A 17,809-nucleotide genomic window follows, 5' to 3' on the forward strand; every position below is an offset into this window, starting at 1 on the left:
CAAGGCGTCAGTCGGGTGACTTGGGCGGCTTAGGAGCGATCATCTTCGAAAGCTTGTCTAGGAGGATCGATAGATCGTGCCGGCGCTCGAAGAGGAAATTTTTCCATCGCGTACCATGAGGCGGGAGATACCCCTGCAAAATCAGCTCCCGCAAATTCTGCTTATGGGTCCGCCATTGCGGTTTTGACTGTAGCCCGCTTATAGCAGGCAAGGTGGCAAAGAAGCCGCCAATGGTTTTGAGACTGTCGCCTGGAACCTCAGAAACCAAATGGCCAGATGGGCTCCGAAGCAGCTGCGCCATTTCCGCGTCTTCCGGTCTTGTTTTGGCTTCGTGTTCGCGTCGCAAATGCCAAGCCAACATGTCGGCTGCCTGCAGAGGCAAGACATCCCTGTCGCTGCGAAACACGGGAGCATTTACGATCAGCTTTCTAGCCTTCCTGGGGATTTGCTTCTTCATATACGAAAAAAACAGGTCGACATCGTCTTGAACGCCTTCCTGATCATCAAAGATGAAATCGATTGGGATGCGGTTCCTGACAGACACCGCATATTGCGACAGGCCGGCCATGACATGATAGGTCAACACAAAATGCGGGGCTTGGATGCCCCGTGGGGCAACTGGCTTCACATCGTCCCAATAGGCTTTCCGGCTCACCGAGAATTCGAAGGAGGTCGGCGCAAAGTGATGGATTACCCGCACCATTGACCGAAGCTTTTGATCCTTTTCGGGCACGCTCCAGCCACGAAACTGGTCACGCAGGTTCTGGGCTTCAGCCATCTTAAGATAGGCAATAGACGGCTTCGCCCTAAGCTCCTCGTCCCACGCTTCAGCAAACAGCGCCCAGCGAGCGGCGCTATTCAAATAGCCCGCAAAAAAGAGACGCTTGTCATCAATTTCGCTGGCGGAGTCGTCGCTAAAGGCTTGAAGAGGCATTTTCGGAACCTTGCGGCCTGAAGGCTATGCGTTGCCCTCAGTGGGGCTCTCGTTATCCAGCGCCCATTTCGTCCGCCGTTAGCGCTTGCTGGGGCAGTGAACGAAATAAGAACAAAGGTGTCAAGGCGCCCTTGCGCGCTCGGTATTCGAGATCTGCTGGGAGAGGCCGACGATGTGACGAGATGAGGGTCGAGCACAAAACAAAGGCCCGGCTACGGGGCCGGGCCTACGTTTAATCGAAACGGGCTAGCGTCAGATACCGACGTCGTCACCAATCGTACGTACGTTCATGGGTGCCTCCATCTCTGGTCGTTTACATAGTACAGTGCGCACTCGGCATCAAGCAGCTGTGACTCTGAAATCGTACACATGCTTGGCAGGTTTTAAATCCTTTAGGTTAACGATCATTTTGGCTTCGCCGGGAGGGATCGTCACCGGCCCACTAGGCAGCCCCCCTGCCTGCGGGTCAACTAATAAGTTCCGCTCAGGGAGATCGTTCCGGACTTCCATCTCTACATTCTGAACGAAGCGCATGGCCGAAAAACGATTGGGGTCATTGGCCGCTACCCAGCAGTTAAATCGATGCTCGATAACGCAGCTTTGACCTGGGGAAATGACCACGGGAAAAGGTCCCTCCAAGAATTTGGTATCGAAAGGCGTTGGCCCGACTTTTACCAGTCCATCAATCCTGATGAAGGTTAGCCCGGCCTGCGGCCTATTTTGGGGCGATTGAGCTGCATGCTCGTATCCCACCTTTGGTTCAAATTTTGTCGGAATGTCGTCAAGGTAGGCTCGAAGTTCTGTCATACTGTGATAGATAATATGAAAACGGTTCGTTGCCTCGTCATAATCGTTGATCGTCATTTTTTTAGTGGCGCTAACAACATAGGGCTCAAGAAGCGTATTCATGTCGTCGATTAGAAAGTCGATATGAGACCCTGAGCGCCCGCGCAGCAGAATACGGGCTCTGGAATTAAAGGCGTCTCGCTCTGGATTCGAGAGAGATACAACCGCCGTAATCAGCCCCAATATTGATAGTAGTAATCCAGCCATCCAACCCGCAAAAACAGCTCCGGCAAATTTTGCGGGATCGGTAGCAGCTGGCCAAAAAGCGTAAACAACCAAGGTCCCAACCACCGCAATAATAGTTAGCGCGACGATGCCTTGCGCCCGCCAGTCGGACTTCGTCTCGTCAAAAATCCGAATGCTGAACTGACGAACGTTCGTAAAGAACGACTTAAACATATCCGCCTCCCATTAAGCCCGGACGAATAAAAACAGCTTTAGGGGTAAACTGTCTAGTAGCGCCGCTTTGCCTCCACCCGCACCCGCGCCTCTTCCAGCCGCTTGCCAAGGCCCTCGGCAGGGTCCGCTGCTTTCGCAACACCGGGAATGACGCGGCGGGCTTCGACTTTCCGTAAAAGCTGCAATGCCTGGACGGCCAACTTCAAATCGCCACACTCCGCCACACCCAAGAGGAAAGCGTGCGTGAGGTCGTAAACCTCTTGCGGCACTTCAAACTCGATGACAGCGCGGGCCGCGTCGACGGAGCGGGCCATCGGCACATCTGGCGAGGTCATGATGTCTAGGAGCTTTCGCAGCGCCGGGCTGATTTCGGGGTCGTTCATTTTTCGCTCCAATGGGCGCTAGTTACCGTGATGTAGCCGTCCGAATTGAGATCACGGCTACTAAATTGCCATGTCATTTCAATGGTTTGTGAGTGTGTTACCGTAGTTACCGTTGTTACCGATAAAAAACCGATTGGGTGGCCGAGGTACTACACGCCGGGAGCAGCCTTAGCTGGACAACGGCTACACGGTAACAACGGTAACGGGACACGAGAGCCATATCACCCCTCCTTTACGTAGCCCTTTTCCAGCGCGCCCCCGACCCGGAATGGCCTGGGCCCGTCCCATCCGAGGCGCCTCATGCATTCGCCCAGTCGCAACATGTCGCGCCGCGATGCTGAACCAAATTCCATGCCAAGGCAGCTTTCGAATATGGCATGGGTTGGGATGCGCAATTCGCTGCTTACGCGGTGTGCCGTCTCCGGCAGCTTTCTTTCCAAGATGTCTTCCCAAGGGTCGCTCGCAAAGCGCTCGGCCTGGCGCTCGGCTGCAGCGGCCCAAAGGCTTTCGGGAATAGTGATCGGGTCGGGAGCGTCGGGCTCGGCAGCGGCGGCTTCCGCCCAAAGCTGATGGCGAGCCTCCGCTAATGTGACGAGATCAATCTTGCCAGTCGCGACCGGCCAAAAGCGGCGGTTCCCTGTTGGGTCTTTCAGGTACTGCGCATCGTTCGTGGTGCCTGCGAAAATGCAGCGACGAGGTAGCTCCTCGACCGACTTTTGAAACGCGCCGCGCGCTCGGTCAACCGTCTTTGAGACGAACTGCTTTATTCCCCTGATATCGGCGCTGCGCAGGCCGACCAATTCTGGCAGTTCAACAATCCATTTTCCTTGAAGCAGTTCCTGCGTTTCCTTCGAGCCCTGGCCGATTACGATCTCGTCAGAAAAGAAGTCCTCGCCACCGGCTATTATCTTCAGTGCGCTCGATTTGCCGCGCCCTTGCTGGCCTTCCAGCACCAACACGTAGTCAAACTTACAGCCGGGACGACGCGCCCTCCGAACGCCGGCAATGAGAAACGCCCGTCCAAAAGCCCGGTTCAGTGGGTTATCTTGCGCGCCGAGATACACGCTCAGCCAATTGTCGATCCTTGGTACTCCGTCCCACTGCTGCGCATCAATGTAATTGAGCACCGGGTTAAACGAGTTCTCCCTCGCCAAGATGCGGATTGCATCACGAGTGTGATTTTGCTCCGGGTCGAAGCCGAACTTCTGGATGACGGCGCGCCTCACATGCAGCACGATGTCTTCCATTGTCACGCCGAGGTGCGTGTCGAGGCCGTCGCAGACGACGCGCTGCCGGAACTCATCAAAGCGGAACACGATCCCGAGCTCTCGGATAGCGCGCTCCGCGTTGTCTAACGAAGCAGCTATGCCGCTCGGATTTCGGACGCGACTCATTTCCGTTGAGGCCTCGGCCTTGACCACCGCGCCACCGTTCGAGGTCTGTTGCTTTCGCACCAGCTGCTCCGCGAACATTCTAACCAGCGGAGACCCGCTGCCGTCTTTCACCACGTCAGTCATCCGCCGTAGAACCTCGTCTCGCGAGCCAGCAGTCTCTCGCAAGCGTCCAGAATGGCCGCGCGAGCGGCGATCAACGGCGCAGACGGTGGGGCCTCATCGATGCGGTCTACGGCATCCATCAGGCGCTCCCACCCGGAGCCAAACTCCGCGAGCGGATCAAGCGGCCTCCGCCGCTTCGCCCGCACTTCGTTCAAGTTGATAATGGTTCCCATTTGCCTCGGCTCCTTCAGGTCGCCAGCACGATCCAGACAATTACGATGACGGAAAAAGCGAACGTCCCGTGAGCCACAAGATCTCGTCGCCGAACGAGGCGACGCCATCTCAATGCACCTCCTCAAGGAGGTGGCCAAATCCACGTTGCCGGAGTATTTGCTCGGCCTTCGCCGCTGCTTTGCGGGCGCGTTCCAGCAGGTCGGCGGGAGGCTCCACGCCCGAGGCCCGAAAGAAGGTGAATGTTGTCCTCACCTGCTTTACTTCTGGCAGCGTCTTTAGTTCGATAAGCGCTTGCTCCGGGTAGGCCAGCAATTGCCAGGCGAACTCCTCCTCAACATCGGGGTACTCGCAAAGCTGCGCGAGTACCCGCATCACTGCGCCAACGTTGTCCGCACGCATATGCGCCATAATCTGCTCTGCGAAACGGTGCTTTCCGTCAGGGGAAAAGCGAAGGCTACGGAGGATGTAGCGTACCTCCTCCGCAACCGAGCGCGGCCGCTTACACTTGGTTCGCGCCATTGCCGTTCGCCTCGATCTGCCCAATAAGCCAGTCCCTCACCTCGGTGTCTTCGCCCGCGAGGGCTACGAGGATGTGCGGCGCACCGCTGGCTTTGATCCGCTGCTGCTTGGCCTGGGTTTCTTGCTGAAGTTCCAGATCGCGCGCATGGCTTTCCCGCAATTCTGTACGCCAAGGCTCGTTGGCGATAGGGGTCTCGCTCGGATGCGTCTTCTTGGCGAAATCAGGGTCGCGCATCAGAGCGCTAAAGGATGTTTCGTCCATTTTCTTTCTCCTTACGCTGCTGCCGAAGTGTCGCGCTGGGCGGCGATGCAGCGTTCTTGCCACTCGGTGATTTCGTCCGCGTCCCAGGCTACGGCGGACACTCCGATTTTCAGCGGCCTGGGAAACCGGCCCGCCTTGATCAACTCGTAAAGAGTTGACACGCTGAGCCCGGTTCGTGTAAGTACTTCTGGTCGTCTCACAAAGGTCTTCATCGTTTGCTCCGGCGGGCACCCGTTGCCCGGACCGATGATCGTAAATTGATGTACGGTCGTAGTCAATCGGAAACGAAAAGCCATACTTTAAGCTGGAAAATTTATACTTTGAAATCCAGGTGAAAAGCTGGCTTTTGTATCTTGCACTAAAGCCATACTTAAAGCTGGTTGTGTCGCTCCTGTGGGTCGACTCCTCCTAGCCGGTAGCCTGGAACCAGTCGCGGAAGGCATCCGGCTGGGATGGGAGTCACTGTGCGGGGCTGCCGAAGGAGTCGGCGGAAAGAAATTCGACCGGAGTCCGCGCCCAAGGGGCGAGCCGTAGATAGGAAAACAATCCCATGTGGGTAGAAATGTGGGTCGAACTAGACGAAGCCGAAATAACGCAATAAAATCAATATGTTAATCGAATAAATGGCGGAGAGAGCGGGATTCGAACCCGCGTTACGGTCTCCCGTAAACACACTTTCCAGGCGTGCGCCTTCAACCACTCGGCCACCTCTCCGTCCATGCATGTCGCGTCGGCCGGTTTCGCCGTGCGGGTTGGGGAGATGCACCTCCCTTGGGGCTGAGGCGTGGAAATCCGCGCCGGCGCCGCCAACCAGCGAACGCCCTTCCCCGCACCTGAGCCGAAGCAACAGGCGCGGGGCTCATCTAGTCGATCCGGCGCCGAATGCCAAGCCATAACGGCAGTCTATTCGCTTTGCCGGCCACACAGTGTTTCACAAGGCGGCCGGCATGCCCGTTTTTACAGGCGCCGCCGCTGCAATGGTGTGCACAGGCAGGACCGCGGGGCCGGCCGCCCTTGACTTCCCCCGGAGTTGCCTGTCGGGTGCCGAGGCTTTGCGGGGGCATTGTGCGGACATGACATCGAGCAATGGACAGCCAGTCAGGCGGCCGGACAGCGGGCTGTCCTTCGTGCCGGTGGGCTGGCTTGTCTTCGTCATGGCGTGGTCGGTCTACGGCCTGATCTCCGTCTGGCCCGCGGTCGGCGCCACCGGCCTGCCAGACAGCGTGTTTTACCTTATCTATGGCGGGCTGGTCATCGATATCGTCACCATCCTGTGGGGGCTTTACCTGCTCGGCCTCGCCTTCGGCCGCTCGGCCCGCTTCCCGCGACGGTTCATCATTTGGCAGGTCGCCACAATCGTCTGGCTGGTGACCTGGCAGGCCTGTGCACTGACGATTTCGGATTTCGTCTTTTCGGGCCAGGCGCTTGCCATCATGGCTGCTCAAATCGCCATCGGCGTTCTCTGCATCTATCTGCTGCGCCGTGGATCCGAAGCCGATGCCGTTTATGTCAATCCGGAAACCGAAAGCCCGCCTGTCTTCGTCTCGGTCGTCGCCGCGCTGCTCGGCATCGTCCTGGGCGCGGTCATCGGCGCCGTGGGCGGATTCGCCATCGGCTCGGTGATCGCTGATGCCACCGAGATGAGCTGTTTCGAGGGCGCCTGCGGCTATTTCGCCGTGTTCACCGGCCTGGCCGGCCTGGCGATCGGCGCCATAGGCGGCGGCGTTTTTGCCGTCTGGCGTGTCCATCGGCGCAAAGGAAGCCGGCCGCATAGTTCGCGCAGGGCAACGAATCCGGGTTCACCCGGGCTTTAGAGACTTCGCCGGCACGTCGGTTTGCAAGGCACCAAACGCAAAAACCCGCCTGTGCGGCGGGTCGTCGGCGCAAGTCAGCACCATACCGAAATTGTTAGCATAGCTGCCCTCACATGTCAATGAAAAGCCACCCGGCCGACGGTTGTGTGGGCTTCTGTTGACCTGAGTTTGGAGTCTGCAAATTCGCGTATGGCGATTGCGATCCAGCCATGCGCATTCTATCTCTGAAAGGCCCCTCGGGAGGGGGACCAGCCCGGAGGAGGGTTCTGATGTTTCGCTTCGTCTTTCGTCTTGCCGCAATGATCGCGCTGTCGATTTCCGTCATCATGGCGGTGCTCGACGCGACACGCACCGTGGCGGCCTCCGTTCTGGTGCTGACCCCGCTCAACACCAGTTGGCTGGCGGTCTCCCCTGACACGCGGGCCGCCTTCGAAACCTTCATCCGAACCAAGGCCAGCCCGCTGCTGTGGGACGGCGCCATCGCCTGGGTGCTGAACCAGCCGGGCTTCGCCGTATTCGCGGTGCTGGCTTTCCTGCTCTATGCGATAGGCTACAGGCGGCCACCGCGTGCTGGGCAGTTCGCCGCCACCTAGAGCATCGGACCCAAAAGCGGTTGCCGGTTTTGGGAAATCCGATGCTCAAACAAAGCCGCCGTCATGCGGCTTCTTGCGTTTCACCCGGAGAGGAGCCGCGCATGTTCTTTCTCAGCGACATGCTGAACAAGAAGCTCAATATGCCGAAGCCCTCCGAGGCCCTGCCGGGCCGCGCCAGGGCGATCCCGACCGCATCCAGACACAAGGTCTTGAAAAGACCGCTCAAGGGTCCTTATCCCGAGAGGCTGGAGACGGCGATGTTCGGACTGGGCTGCTTCTGGGGTGCGGAGCGGCTGTTCTGGCAGATCGAAGGCGTCTGGGTCACCGCGGCTGGCTATGCCGGCGGCTTCACCCCCAATCCGACCTATCAGGAGACCTGCACCGGGCTTACCGGTCATGCCGAAGTGGTGCTGGTGGTCCATGACCCCGAGATCGTCTCCTATGCTGGGCTTCTGAAGCTGTTCTGGGAAAGCCACGACCCCACGCAAGGCATGCGCCAGGGCAATGATGTCGGCACCGCCTATCGCTCCGCGATCTACACGAGCGACGAGGCGCAATTGTCGGCGGCGAGCGCCTCGCGCGATGCGTATGAGACCTCGCTGCGCGGTGCCGGCCACGGCAGGATCACCACCGAGATCGCGCCGGCGGCCGAATTCTACTTCGCAGAATCCGATCACCAGCAATATCTGGCGAAGAATCCTTACGGCACGTGCAACCTCAAAGGCACTGGCGTCGCTTGCGCCATCCCTGCCGCCGCCTCCGCCTGACACTTGGCGCAAGGACAAGCTGCGGTGCGGCTTGCCCGCACCAAGCTTTTCCAAAAGGTCAAAATTCCGCGTGAATTTTGTTTCGGGCCATGCCAGATTGCCGCCGAGCGGGAGGGAGTACACTCCTGGCTGACGTCGTATGCCTGCCGGAGAACCGGGCCGGCATGCGGCGCGTAACGGAAAAAATAACCGACAGGGTGTGGATCACATGAAACGTATCGTTCTCGGCCTCCTGGCCGCAACCGCAATGGTTCTTCCGGCTTTCGCCGCGGATGTCCAGCCGGCCATCCTCTATGATCTCGGCGGCAAGTTCGACAAATCCTTCAACGAGGCTGCCTACAACGGCGCCGAAAAATTCAAGACGGAAACCGGTACGGCCTACGTCGAATTCGAGGTCTCCAATGCCTCGCAGCGTGAGCAGGCGCTGCGCCGCTTCGCCGAGGACGGCCGCAACCCGATCGTCATGGCCGGCTTTGCCTGGACGGACGCGCTGGCCAAGGTCGCCGCCGAATATCCCGACCTGAACTTCGCCATCATCGACGACCAGGTCGATCTGCCGAACGTGCGGTCGCTGAAGTTCAAGGAACAGGAGGGCTCCTACCTCGTCGGCGTCCTGGCGGCCATGGCTTCGAAGTCGAAGAAGGTCTCCTTCGTCGGCGGCATGGATATCCCGCTGATCCGCAAGTTCGAATGCGGCTATGTCGGCGGCGCCAAGTCAGCGGGCGCGACCGACGTCATCCAGAACATGACGGGTGATACGCCGGCTGCCTGGAACGATCCGGCCAAGGGCGGCGAGATCGCCAAGACGCAGATCGACCAGGGCTCCGACGTGGTCTATGCCGCGGCAGGCGGCACCGGCGTCGGCGTGCTGCAGGCGGCGGCAGATGCCGGCAAGCTCGGCATCGGCGTCGATTCCAACCAGAACGGCCTGCAGCCGGGCAAGGTGCTGACCTCGATGCTGAAGCGCGTCGACGTCGCCGTCTACACCGCCTTCATGGACGGCAAGAACGGCACCTTCAAAGGCGGAGTCGAGAATCTGGGCCTCAAGGAAGGCGGCGTCGACTACGCCATGGACGACAACAACAAGGCGCTGGTGACGGAAGAGATGAAGGCGGCCGTCGAAAAAGCCAAGGCCGACATCATTGCCGGCAAGGTCGAAGTACACGATTATACGGCTGACAACGCTTGCCCCTATTGAGCGGCACGAACACACAGCCATGATCTGCAAACCGCCGGGCGCCAGCCCGGCGGTTTTGTCTTTACCGGATCGAGCGAAACGTTCGCTCCGTGCCGGACACCGTTTGGGGATACAGATGCAGCCGAAGATCGGACCCATGGGCGAGCACGACGTAGCAGCGGTAGCCCAACTGCGCCTGGCTGCCTTTTTCGAGGGAACCGGAAGGACCCTCGGGGAAGATGCGGCAGGGCTTCGTGGCTTGATCGCCGGTGACGGCTTCGAGGCGGCATTCGTGGCCCGGATCGGCGACACCCCGGTCGGGACATGCCTGCTGGTCCGCCACGAGCTGGAGCCCGCACATGATCTGACGCCATGGCTGGCCGGGTTGGTTGTCGATGCAAGATATCGACGCCGAGGCATCGCCACCGCGCTGGTCAAGGCAACGGAAGCCCATGCGGCGTCACGCGGCGTCGAGACGCTCTATCTCTACTTATGGGATGCGCGTGATTTCTACGCGGCCCTCGGCTGGAATACCGTTGAGATAAGCGGCTCGGACGGCGAGACGATGGCGCTGATGTCGCGCCGGCCTCGCCTATAGCAGCTTCGCGACGACACAGCCCAGCGCGAACGCCACCATCAGCCCGGCGGCAACGACAACTCCGCGCCGGCCGCCAAGCGCGTGCACGCCAATGCCGTATGGTGGCCGGGACAGGCTTCGGATCACCGTGCGCGGTTTGACCTCATTGCCGCCGAGCTCGACGCTGCGCATCTGAGGTAACTCGGCTAGGCGTTGGGTAACCAGTTCCCAATGCCTGCCAGGCAGCAGGCCGCGTTTTCCGTAACGGTCGAAGAAATACATCTGCTCGGCAAGTCGCACGACCGCGTCGCGGAAGGCGGGATCGACCTCCAGGTCACGTTCGGCCCGTTCGCGGTCTTTGTCGTTCATAAGACCGAGCACATATTCGCCGGCCCGCGCGATGCGATCGCTTTCACTGACCACGGCGTGCACCTTCCCTTTCCTCACCAGTGCGGTGGCTTGGTTACCGGCACCTCATCTCCTGTCTGCTCCTCCAGCGCCAGGAAGCGATCCGTCAGCGCGTCGAGCTTGCGCTGCATGCGCTCGATCACTTTCCACTGCTCGGCGATCTGGCCGGACAGTTCCTCGATGGTCTTCTCCTGCTCGGCGGCGCGTATTTCCAGCGTCGTCAGCCGGTCGGCGGGCGTGATCATGTGAATTCCCCAGTCTTCACGGCGATGTCGTTCGCCGCGATGTCGTTCACCGCGATGTCGTTCACCGCGATGTTTTGCGCCGTGATGCGAATTTCGGCGCCGTCATACTAGCGAATGTGAAGGCCCCGGCCACGTTGCAAATTGACAAGCGCACCGGGATTTGTCGAGAGTGAACCGGCTCCGCCAATTGGCACGGGCGGAGCGTCATGCTAGGCGTTTTGACCAAGCGATAAAAAAATAAGAGTGGGACAGGCTGCATGGCGCAAGCCGCAATCGAGTTGATCGGCATCAACAAGAGTTTTGGTGCGGTGCGCGCCAACCGGGACATCAATCTTGAGATCGGTCGCGGCACGATCCACGGCATTGTCGGCGAGAACGGAGCTGGCAAGTCGACGCTGATGTCGATCCTCTACGGCTTCTACCAGGCCGACAGCGGCGAGATCCGCGTTGGCGGCCAGCCGGCCTCGATCAAAACCCCCAATGACGCCATCGCGCTCGGCATCGGCATGGTGCATCAGCACTTTATGCTGGTCGACAATTTCACGGTGCTGGAGAACGTCATCCTCGGCGCCGAAAGCGATGCGCTGCTGAAGAAGAGCATCGCCAAGGCGCGCTCCGAACTGGAGCGGCTGGAGCGTGAATACGGGCTGGAAGTCGATCCCGATGCAATCATCGAGGAACTGCCGGTCGGCCTGCAGCAGCGGGTGGAGATCCTCAAAGCACTCTATCGCGGCGCCGAGATCCTGATCCTCGACGAGCCTACGGGCGTGCTGACACCGGCCGAGGCCGATCACCTGTTCCGCATCCTCGGGCAGTTGAAGGACCAGGGCAAGACGGTGGTGCTGATCACCCACAAATTGCGCGAGATCATGGCCATCACCGACACCGTGTCGGTGATGCGCCAGGGCACGATGGTGGCGACGCGCGAGACCAGGAAGACGACTGTCGAGGAACTGGCCGAGCTGATGGTCGGGCGGCGCGTGCTCTTGCGGGTCGAGAAGGGCGAGGCCGAGGCCGGCGCCGTCAAGCTCGCTGTCAAGAACCTGACGGTCAGGGATACGCGCGGCGTCACCATGGTCGACGACATCTCCTTCGATATCAGGGCCGGCGAGATCGTCGGCATCGCCGGTGTCGCCGGCAACGGACAATCCGAACTGCTCGAGGCGATTTCCGGCATCAGGCGCGCGGTGTCCGGCTCGGTCATGCTCGACGGCAAACCGATCGACCTGACCGGTGCGGCAGATCCCGGCGAATTGCGCGACCGTGGCCTGGCGCATGTGCCGGAGGACCGCCATCACGTCGGGCTGGTGCTGGCCTTCGAGGAGAACGAGAATTCTATCCTCGGCTATCACGACGATCCCCGCTATTTGAAGGGGCCGTTCCTCAACGTTGACGCCATTATGGCCGACGCCAGGGACAAGATCGAGAAATACGACATCCGCCCCGGCAATCCGCGCCTGAAGACCGCCAATTTCTCCGGTGGCAACCAGCAGAAGATCGTGCTGGCGCGGGAGATGGAACAGGACCCGGGTGTTCTGATCGTTGGCCAGCCGACACGCGGCGTCGATGTCGGCGCCATCGAATTCATCCACAAGCGCCTGATCGCCATGCGCGACCAGGGCAAGGCGGTGCTGGTGGTGTCGGTCGAGCTTGACGAGATCCGTTCGCTGTCCGACCGTATCCTGGTGATGTTTGCGGGCCGCATCGTCGGCGAACGCGGCCCCGAAGCGACCGAGGGCGAGCTCGGCCTGCTGATGGCCGGCATCGAGCACCAGGAGGCCGCCGAATGAGCGCGCCTTACGCCAAACTGCCGGCCTGGGCCGACTATGGCCTGATCCCGCTGATCAATCTGTTCGTCGCCTTCGTCGTCGCCGGCTTCGTCGTGCTTCTGGTCGGCGAGAATCCGTTGCGCGCAGCCGTCATCCTGGTCGAAGGCGCCTTCGGCAAAGGCACCGGCATCGCCTTCACCCTCTTTTATGCCACCACCTTCATCTTCACCGGGCTTTCGGTGGCGGTGGCCGCGCATTGCGGCCTGTTCAACATCGGCACCGAAGGGCAGGCCTACATCGCCGGCCTCGGCATCGCCATCGTCTGCCTGAGCTTCGACAGCACACTGCCATGGTGGCTGACCTTCCCGCTGGCGATCATTGCTGCGGCGGCGGTGGGCGCATTGTGGGCGCTCATCCCGGCCTATCTGCAGGCCAAGCGTGGCTCGCACATCGTCATCACCACCATCATGTTCAACTTCATCGCCGCCTCGATCATGGTTTACCTGCTGGTCGGCCCTTTGAAACCAGCTGCCTCGCAAGCGCCGCAGACGCGCAACTTCCTCGCTGGCGCGGAATTGCCCAAGCTCAACTGGATCATCGAGCTGTTCGGCGCCAAGATCCGTTCGGCGCCGCTCAACGTCACCTTCCTGCTGGCGCTGGTCATGGCGTTCCTGGTCTGGCTGCTGATCTGGCGCACCAAGCTCGGCTATGAAATGCGCACCTACGGTCACAGCCCGAAAGCGGCACGCTATGCCGGCATTTCCGAAACCCGCATCATCATCACCGCCATGATGATCTCGGGCGGGCTGGCCGGCATGATGGCGCTCAATCCGGTGATGGGCGATCAGCACAATGTCGCCATCGACTTCGTTTCCGGCGCCGGCTTCGTCGGCATCGCCGTGGCGCTGATGGGCCGCCTGCACCCTGTTGGCATCGTGCTGGCGGCAATCCTGTTCGGCATGCTCTACCAGGGCGGCGCCGAGCTCGCCTTCGAGATGCCGGCAATCAGCCGCGACATGATCGTCATCATTCAAGGCCTGGTGATCCTGTTTGCCGGTGCCCTCGAGCACATGTTCCGGCCCTACATCCAGGCGCTGTTCGCCTCGTTCAGTCCGCGATCGGTTGGCATGGAAGCGGTCAAGGGGAAAGGTGCCTGAGATGGATGTGTTCAACGCGATCATCCAGACATTGGACTCCACCATCCGCCTCTCGGTGCCGCTGCTGCTTGCCTGCCTCGCCGGGCTCTATTCGGAACGCGCCGGCATCTTCGACATCGGCCTCGAAGGCAAGATGCTGGTCGGCGCCTTCGCCGGTGCGGCCGCCGCTTCCGTGTTCCATTCGGCCTTTCTCGGCCTCGGCATGGCCATCCTGATCTCGGTCGCCTTTGCCATGATCCACGGCTTTGCCTCGATCACCCATCGCGGCAACCAGATCGTCTCCGGCGTGGCGATCAACTTCATCGCCGCCGGCTCGACCATCATCCTCGGCCAGGCCTGGTTCCAGCAGGGCGGGCGCACGCCGGCGCTGCAACCGGGCGAGCGCTTCGAGGCCATCACCTTGCCGGGCGCCGAGGCCATCCGCGACGTGCCGGTCATCGGACCGATCTATGCCGAGCTCCTGTCGGGCCACTCGATCCTGGTCTATCTTGCCTTCCTGATGGTGCCGTTCACCTGGTGGGTGCTGTTTCGCACCCGTTTTGGCCTCAGGCTGCGCGCCGTAGGCGAGAACCCGGCCGCCGTCGATACCGCCGGCATATCGGTCGCCTGGCTGCGCTACAGGGCGCTGATCTGCACCGGCATCCTCACCGGCATTGCCGGCGCCTACCTGTCGATGGTGCAAAATGGCGGATTCGTGAAGGACATGACCGCCGGCAAGGGCTATATCGCGCTGGCAGCCCTGATCTTTGCCAAGTGGAAGCCGGTCAACGCCATGTTCGCCTGCCTTCTGTTCGGCTTCCTGGACGCGGCGTCGATCCGCCTGCAGGGATCACCGCTGCCCATCATCGGCAAGGTGCCGGCACAGTTCATGCAGGCGCTGCCCTACATCCTCACCGTCATCCTGCTCGCCGGCTTCATCGGCAAGGCAATCCCGCCACGCGCCGGCGGCGTGCCTTATGTCAAGGAACGTTGAGCGGCAGGTCGGCTTTGCGCCGGGTTTTGAACACGATCATCGGAGAGAACACCTGAATGTCGCATGATCTGTTCGAGGCCGCCAAGGCCGCCATGGCCAGGGCCTACGCGCCCTATTCGAAGTTTCCGGTCGGCGCTGCCTTGCGAACCGAAGACGGGCGCGTCTTTACCGGCGCCAACATCGAAGTCGCCTCTTATCCGGAAGGCTGGTGCGCCGAGACCACGGCGCTCGGCCACTACATTATGGGCGGCGGCGGCAAGATCGTCGAAATCGCCGTCATCGCCGAACGCATGGCGAAATGCTCGCCTTGCGGCGGCTGCCGGCAGCGGCTGGCCGAATTCTGCCGGCCGGAAACAAAGCTCTATCTCTGCGACAATGCAGGTGTGGCCGAGACCGTGACCATGGGCGACATGCTGCCTTACGGCTTCCGCGGCGATATTTTGAAATGAACAACGGGCTCAAATGAACAGCTGGCAGCGATGACGGAAAAAGCCCTGGATCATCTCGTCGAAAGGCTGGACGGCCTGGCGCCGGCCACGGCACTGGTGCTCGGTTCGGGCCTCGGCGGTCTGGTCGACCAGATCGAGGACCCGATCCGCATCTCCTATGCCGACCTGCCCGGTTTTCCCAGAAGCGGTGTCACCGGGCACGCCGGCGAAGTGGTGGCAGGGCTGTTTGCCGGCGTGCCGGTGCTGATGCTTTCGGGCCGCGCCCATTACTACGAGCACGGCGTTGCCGCGGCGATGCGGCCGGTGCTGGAAGTGCTTGCCGGCATCGGCATCACGAAGCTGATCCTCACCAATGCCGCCGGCTCGGTCGATCCGGACATGCCGCCGGGCTCGGTGATGCTGATATCGGACCACATCAATTTCTCGGGCACCAACCCGCTGATCGGCGAACCAAGCGACCGGCGTTTCGTCGGCCTGACTGAAGCCTATGATGCCGGCATCCGCCAGGCCATCGAACGGGCGGCAAATGCGACCGGCACCACCCTGCACAAGGGCGTCTATATGTGGTTCTCCGGCCCATGCTTCGAAACGCCGGCCGAGATCCGCATGGCGCGCATCATGGGCGCCAATGCAGTCGGCATGTCGACCGTACCGGAGGTCATTCTCGCCCGCTTCCTCGGACTGCGCGTCGCCGCCTGTTCGGTCATCACCAATTTGGCCGCCGGCATGACCGGGGCCGAGCTTTCGCACCAGGAGACCAAGGACATGGCACCGGTAGGCGGCGCGCGGCTGGCGACGATCCTGCAGCGCGTGTTTCGCGACGGACTGCTGGAGATCTGATGCTTCCCCAGGAAATCATCCGCCGCAAGCGCGATGGCCTCAGGCTGTCGGAAGAGGAGATCGCCGGCTTCGTCGAGGGCGTGACGTCAGGCGCCGTTACCGATGGCCAGGCTGGCGCCTTCGCCATGGCGGTGTTCTTCAACGGCATGAGCCGCGACGAGGCCGTGGCGCTCACGCTGGCGATGCGCGATTCCGGCGACGTGCTCGACTGGTCGGACCTGCCCGGCCCGGTCACCGACAAGCATTCGACCGGCGGCGTTGGCGACAATGTCTCGCTGATGCTGGCGCCGATCGTCGCCGCCTGCGGCGCCTATGTGCCGATGATCTCGGGCCGTGGCCTTGGCCACACCGGCGGCACGCTGGACAAGATGGATGCCATCCCCGGCTACATCAGCCAGCCCGACGTCGCGCTGTTTCGCAAGGCGGTGCTCGAAACAGGCTGTGCCATCATCGGCCAGACCGCCGACCTCGCGCCCGCCGATCGACGGCTCTATGCGATTCGCGACGTCTCCGGCACGGTCGAATCGGTGCCGCTGATCACCGCTTCGATCCTGTCGAAGAAGCTGGCGGCCGGGCTGCAATCGCTGGTGCTCGACGTCAAGGTCGGCAACGGCGCCTTCATGGAAAAATCGCGCGACGCCACTGCACTCGCCAACAGCCTTGTTGAGATCGCCAACGGCGCCGGACTGAAGGCTTCGGCGTTGATCACCGGCATGAACGAGCCGCTGGCGTCGGCCGCCGGCAACGCCGTCGAGGTGCGCAACGCCGTCGATTTCCTCACCGGCCGGTATCGTGACCGTCGGCTCGAGGACGTGACGCTGGCGCTGGCCGCCGAAATGCTGCAGTCGGCCGGGCTGGTATCGTCCAACCAGGATGGCATGCGGCGCGCCACCGAGACGCTCGCCGGCGGCCGCGCCGCCGCCACTTTCGCACGCATGGTGGCCGCGCTTGGCGGCCCCGCCGATTTCATCGAAAAGCCGGAAAAGTATCTGCCGGCGGCGGCGATCGAATTTGCCGTCAAGGCAACGGCAAACGGCTTCGTCACCGGCATCGCCACCCGCGATATCGGGCTCGCCGTGGTCGGCCTGGGAGGTGGGCGCACGCGGCCGGACGACCAGATCGACCCCGCGGCCGGCATCACCAGGCTGTTGCCGGTCGGTGCGGAGGTTGGGATCGGCGAGCCGCTGGCGCTGGTCCATGCCCGCTCATTGGCGGATGCCGAGGCGGCGGCGGCAACCGTGCTTTCGGCCTATACGGTCGGTGCCTCCAAGCCGCCCGCCGACAAGTCGGTCATCCGGCGGATTCTGCCGCGCGGCTAAAGCAATTCCAGGAAAAGTGTGAAACGGCTTCCCGGGAAAAGCGCATAACGCTTTCCCTTGGAAATTACGGAGAACGAACGGCCTTACTGGACGAGCAGCAGCGTGCCGTTCTCGACCTGGTATTTGTCGAGCCGGTTGAGGAAGCTCATGCCGATCAGATTGGTGCGCAGCGCCCTGTCGTCGAGCACGATGGTCTGGACGTCATTGACCGTGATGTTGCCGATCTGCAGGCGGTCGATCATGGCCACGGCCGCCTTGATGGTGCCGTTGGCGGTGTTGACCTCGCGGTTGAAGTCGGAAGCGTTCAACGACAGGCCGATTCTGCGCGCCGTCGAAATGTTGATGGCGACCAATGTCGCACCTGTGTCGATCATGCCGTCGATCTGACGTCCGTTGAACTTGAAAGCCGATGAGAAATGTCCGCGCTCGTCAGCCGCGACGACCACCTTGCGGCCCATCGGCAGCGGTGCCGCGGGCTTGTTGGGCATCGATGCCAGATTGACGTCTGGTTGGGCTTCGACCGCTTGTTTGCCCGGCACCGCCGACCTCAGCAGGTTTTCGACGAGTTGCGGATTCGACTGATACACAATCGGTATCGAGGCCGATGTACCGGCGAAAACGGCGAGGATCAGAAGTTTGCGCAGCATG

General features: G+C 61.3%; 22 protein-coding genes and 1 tRNA gene. 11 read left to right on the plus strand and 12 right to left on the minus strand.

Annotated elements, in window-relative coordinates; translation table 11 throughout:
* Positions 1-7: 7 nt before the first annotated feature.
* From NKI69_RS18510 to NKI69_RS18550, 9 genes are all read right to left on the minus strand, one after another.
* A complete protein-coding gene (locus NKI69_RS18510; protein WP_352722305.1) occupies positions 8-934 on the minus strand; it encodes a DUF3800 domain-containing protein in 927 nt (308 codons plus the stop codon).
* 339 nt (positions 935-1,273) lie between these two features.
* Complete coding sequence (locus tag NKI69_RS18515; protein ID WP_352722306.1) at positions 1,274-2,179, minus strand: hypothetical protein; 906 nt, start codon at positions 2,177-2,179, stop codon at positions 1,274-1,276.
* Positions 2,180-2,232: 53 nt separating this feature from the next.
* Complete coding sequence (locus tag NKI69_RS18520; RefSeq protein ID WP_352722307.1) at positions 2,233-2,562, minus strand: hypothetical protein; 330 nt, start codon at positions 2,560-2,562, stop codon at positions 2,233-2,235.
* A gap of 221 nt (positions 2,563-2,783) precedes the next feature.
* Positions 2,784-4,079, minus strand: a complete 1,296-nt coding sequence (locus NKI69_RS18525) for a virulence-associated E family protein (protein WP_352722308.1) — start codon at positions 4,077-4,079, stop codon at positions 2,784-2,786.
* On the minus strand, positions 4,076-4,291 hold the full coding sequence (locus NKI69_RS18530; RefSeq protein WP_352722310.1) for a hypothetical protein: 216 nt from the start codon (positions 4,289-4,291) through the stop codon (positions 4,076-4,078). The genes NKI69_RS18525 and NKI69_RS18530 overlap by 4 nt, the downstream gene beginning before the upstream one ends.
* A gap of 109 nt (positions 4,292-4,400) precedes the next feature.
* Positions 4,401-4,811: a hypothetical protein gene (locus NKI69_RS18535; protein WP_352722312.1), complete on the minus strand. Its 411-nt coding sequence runs from the start codon at positions 4,809-4,811 to the stop codon at positions 4,401-4,403.
* On the minus strand, positions 4,792-5,073 hold the full coding sequence (locus NKI69_RS18540) for a hypothetical protein (protein WP_352722313.1): 282 nt from the start codon (positions 5,071-5,073) through the stop codon (positions 4,792-4,794). The genes NKI69_RS18535 and NKI69_RS18540 overlap by 20 nt, the downstream gene beginning before the upstream one ends.
* 11 nt (positions 5,074-5,084) lie before the next feature.
* Complete coding sequence (locus tag NKI69_RS18545; RefSeq protein WP_352722315.1) at positions 5,085-5,285, minus strand: helix-turn-helix transcriptional regulator; 201 nt, start codon at positions 5,283-5,285, stop codon at positions 5,085-5,087.
* Positions 5,286-5,697: 412 nt separating this feature from the next.
* Positions 5,698-5,787 (minus strand) — tRNA-Ser (locus NKI69_RS18550).
* A 359-nt stretch (positions 5,788-6,146) separates the two neighbouring features.
* Here NKI69_RS18550 and NKI69_RS18555 point away from each other — a divergent pair.
* The 5 genes from NKI69_RS18555 (at position 6,147) to NKI69_RS18575 (ending at position 10,022) form a co-directional block, all read left to right on the plus strand.
* On the plus strand, positions 6,147-6,887 hold the full coding sequence (locus tag NKI69_RS18555; RefSeq protein WP_352722316.1) for a hypothetical protein: 741 nt from the start codon (positions 6,147-6,149) through the stop codon (positions 6,885-6,887).
* A gap of 269 nt (positions 6,888-7,156) precedes the next feature.
* Entirely contained in the window at positions 7,157-7,480 is a 324-nt protein-coding gene (locus NKI69_RS18560; RefSeq protein WP_127290698.1) for a hypothetical protein, read from the plus strand.
* Positions 7,481-7,581: 101 nt separating this feature from the next.
* On the plus strand, positions 7,582-8,247 hold the full coding sequence (gene msrA / locus NKI69_RS18565) for a peptide-methionine (S)-S-oxide reductase MsrA (protein ID WP_352722317.1): 666 nt from the start codon (positions 7,582-7,584) through the stop codon (positions 8,245-8,247).
* 208 nt (positions 8,248-8,455) lie between these two features.
* The gene (locus NKI69_RS18570) at positions 8,456-9,445 is read left to right on the plus strand and encodes a BMP family lipoprotein (protein ID WP_128303185.1); all 990 of its coding nucleotides are present in this window, start codon (positions 8,456-8,458) and stop codon (positions 9,443-9,445) included.
* Between the two features lie 115 nt (positions 9,446-9,560).
* Entirely contained in the window at positions 9,561-10,022 is a 462-nt protein-coding gene (locus NKI69_RS18575) for a GNAT family N-acetyltransferase (protein ID WP_352722319.1), read from the plus strand.
* On the opposite strand, the gene NKI69_RS18580 is transcribed toward NKI69_RS18575, so the two are convergent.
* Complete coding sequence (locus NKI69_RS18580; RefSeq protein WP_352722344.1) at positions 10,017-10,424, minus strand: hypothetical protein; 408 nt, start codon at positions 10,422-10,424, stop codon at positions 10,017-10,019. The genes NKI69_RS18575 and NKI69_RS18580 overlap by 6 nt on opposite strands.
* A gap of 20 nt (positions 10,425-10,444) precedes the next feature.
* Positions 10,445-10,651 carry a SlyX family protein gene (locus NKI69_RS18585; protein ID WP_174800349.1) on the minus strand — a complete coding sequence of 69 codons (207 nt, stop codon included), beginning with the start codon at positions 10,649-10,651 and terminating at the stop codon, positions 10,445-10,447.
* A gap of 260 nt (positions 10,652-10,911) precedes the next feature.
* On the opposite strand from NKI69_RS18585, the gene NKI69_RS18590 reads away from it, so the two are divergent.
* From NKI69_RS18590 to deoA, 6 genes are read left to right on the plus strand one after another with little or no spacing between them, the layout of a single operon-like run.
* Entirely contained in the window at positions 10,912-12,444 is a 1,533-nt protein-coding gene (locus NKI69_RS18590; RefSeq protein WP_352722320.1) for an ABC transporter ATP-binding protein, read from the plus strand.
* The gene (locus NKI69_RS18595) at positions 12,441-13,580 is read left to right on the plus strand and encodes an ABC transporter permease (RefSeq protein WP_023812577.1); all 1,140 of its coding nucleotides are present in this window, start codon (positions 12,441-12,443) and stop codon (positions 13,578-13,580) included. Before NKI69_RS18590 ends, NKI69_RS18595 begins: the two co-directional genes overlap by 4 nt.
* 1 nt (position 13,581) lies before the next feature.
* Complete coding sequence (locus NKI69_RS18600; protein WP_023812576.1) at positions 13,582-14,553, plus strand: ABC transporter permease; 972 nt, start codon at positions 13,582-13,584, stop codon at positions 14,551-14,553.
* 56 nt (positions 14,554-14,609) lie between these two features.
* Positions 14,610-15,002 (plus strand): cytidine deaminase, encoded by a 393-nt coding sequence (gene cdd / locus NKI69_RS18605; protein ID WP_023812575.1) that lies wholly within the window; start codon positions 14,610-14,612, stop codon positions 15,000-15,002.
* Between the two features lie 30 nt (positions 15,003-15,032).
* Positions 15,033-15,842: a purine-nucleoside phosphorylase gene (locus NKI69_RS18610; RefSeq protein ID WP_127259901.1), complete on the plus strand. Its 810-nt coding sequence runs from the start codon at positions 15,033-15,035 to the stop codon at positions 15,840-15,842.
* Positions 15,842-17,161, plus strand: a complete 1,320-nt coding sequence (gene deoA, locus NKI69_RS18615) for a thymidine phosphorylase (protein ID WP_352722322.1) — start codon at positions 15,842-15,844, stop codon at positions 17,159-17,161. Before NKI69_RS18610 ends, deoA begins: the two co-directional genes overlap by 1 nt.
* Before the next feature lie 83 nt (positions 17,162-17,244).
* On the opposite strand, the gene NKI69_RS18620 is transcribed toward deoA, so the two are convergent.
* On the minus strand, positions 17,245-17,808 hold the full coding sequence (locus NKI69_RS18620; RefSeq protein WP_352674912.1) for a TIGR02281 family clan AA aspartic protease: 564 nt from the start codon (positions 17,806-17,808) through the stop codon (positions 17,245-17,247).
* Between the last annotated feature and the right edge of the window lies 1 nt (position 17,809).

The sequence above is a fragment of the Mesorhizobium sp. M0491 genome (genome assembly GCF_040321265.1).
In the GTDB taxonomy this organism is placed as follows: domain Bacteria; phylum Pseudomonadota; class Alphaproteobacteria; order Rhizobiales; family Rhizobiaceae; genus Mesorhizobium.

Excerpts from the sequence above, each read along its gene's own strand:
- NKI69_RS18510 (WP_352722305.1), bottom strand. The coding sequence starts at position 934 with ATGCCTCTTCAAGCCTTTAGCGACGACTCCGCCAGCGAAATTGATGAC.
- NKI69_RS18515 (WP_352722306.1), bottom strand. The coding sequence starts at position 2,179 with ATGTTTAAGTCGTTCTTTACGAACGTTCGTCAGTTCAGCATTCGGATT.
- NKI69_RS18520 (WP_352722307.1), bottom strand. The coding sequence starts at position 2,562 with ATGAACGACCCCGAAATCAGCCCGGCGCTGCGAAAGCTCCTAGACATC.
- NKI69_RS18525 (WP_352722308.1), bottom strand. The coding sequence starts at position 4,079 with ATGACTGACGTGGTGAAAGACGGCAGCGGGTCTCCGCTGGTTAGAATG.
- NKI69_RS18530 (WP_352722310.1), bottom strand. The coding sequence starts at position 4,291 with ATGGGAACCATTATCAACTTGAACGAAGTGCGGGCGAAGCGGCGGAGG.
- NKI69_RS18535 (WP_352722312.1), bottom strand. The coding sequence starts at position 4,811 with ATGGCGCGAACCAAGTGTAAGCGGCCGCGCTCGGTTGCGGAGGAGGTA.
- NKI69_RS18540 (WP_352722313.1), bottom strand. The coding sequence starts at position 5,073 with ATGGACGAAACATCCTTTAGCGCTCTGATGCGCGACCCTGATTTCGCC.
- NKI69_RS18545 (WP_352722315.1), bottom strand. The coding sequence starts at position 5,285 with ATGAAGACCTTTGTGAGACGACCAGAAGTACTTACACGAACCGGGCTC.
- NKI69_RS18555 (WP_352722316.1), top strand. The coding sequence starts at position 6,147 with ATGACATCGAGCAATGGACAGCCAGTCAGGCGGCCGGACAGCGGGCTG.
- NKI69_RS18560 (WP_127290698.1), top strand. The coding sequence starts at position 7,157 with ATGTTTCGCTTCGTCTTTCGTCTTGCCGCAATGATCGCGCTGTCGATT.
- msrA (WP_352722317.1), top strand. The coding sequence starts at position 7,582 with ATGTTCTTTCTCAGCGACATGCTGAACAAGAAGCTCAATATGCCGAAG.
- NKI69_RS18570 (WP_128303185.1), top strand. The coding sequence starts at position 8,456 with ATGAAACGTATCGTTCTCGGCCTCCTGGCCGCAACCGCAATGGTTCTT.
- NKI69_RS18575 (WP_352722319.1), top strand. The coding sequence starts at position 9,561 with ATGCAGCCGAAGATCGGACCCATGGGCGAGCACGACGTAGCAGCGGTA.
- NKI69_RS18590 (WP_352722320.1), top strand. The coding sequence starts at position 10,912 with ATGGCGCAAGCCGCAATCGAGTTGATCGGCATCAACAAGAGTTTTGGT.
- NKI69_RS18595 (WP_023812577.1), top strand. The coding sequence starts at position 12,441 with ATGAGCGCGCCTTACGCCAAACTGCCGGCCTGGGCCGACTATGGCCTG.
- NKI69_RS18600 (WP_023812576.1), top strand. The coding sequence starts at position 13,582 with ATGGATGTGTTCAACGCGATCATCCAGACATTGGACTCCACCATCCGC.
- cdd (WP_023812575.1), top strand. The coding sequence starts at position 14,610 with ATGTCGCATGATCTGTTCGAGGCCGCCAAGGCCGCCATGGCCAGGGCC.
- NKI69_RS18610 (WP_127259901.1), top strand. The coding sequence starts at position 15,033 with ATGACGGAAAAAGCCCTGGATCATCTCGTCGAAAGGCTGGACGGCCTG.
- deoA (WP_352722322.1), top strand. The coding sequence starts at position 15,842 with ATGCTTCCCCAGGAAATCATCCGCCGCAAGCGCGATGGCCTCAGGCTG.
- NKI69_RS18620 (WP_352674912.1), bottom strand. The coding sequence starts at position 17,808 with ATGCTGCGCAAACTTCTGATCCTCGCCGTTTTCGCCGGTACATCGGCC.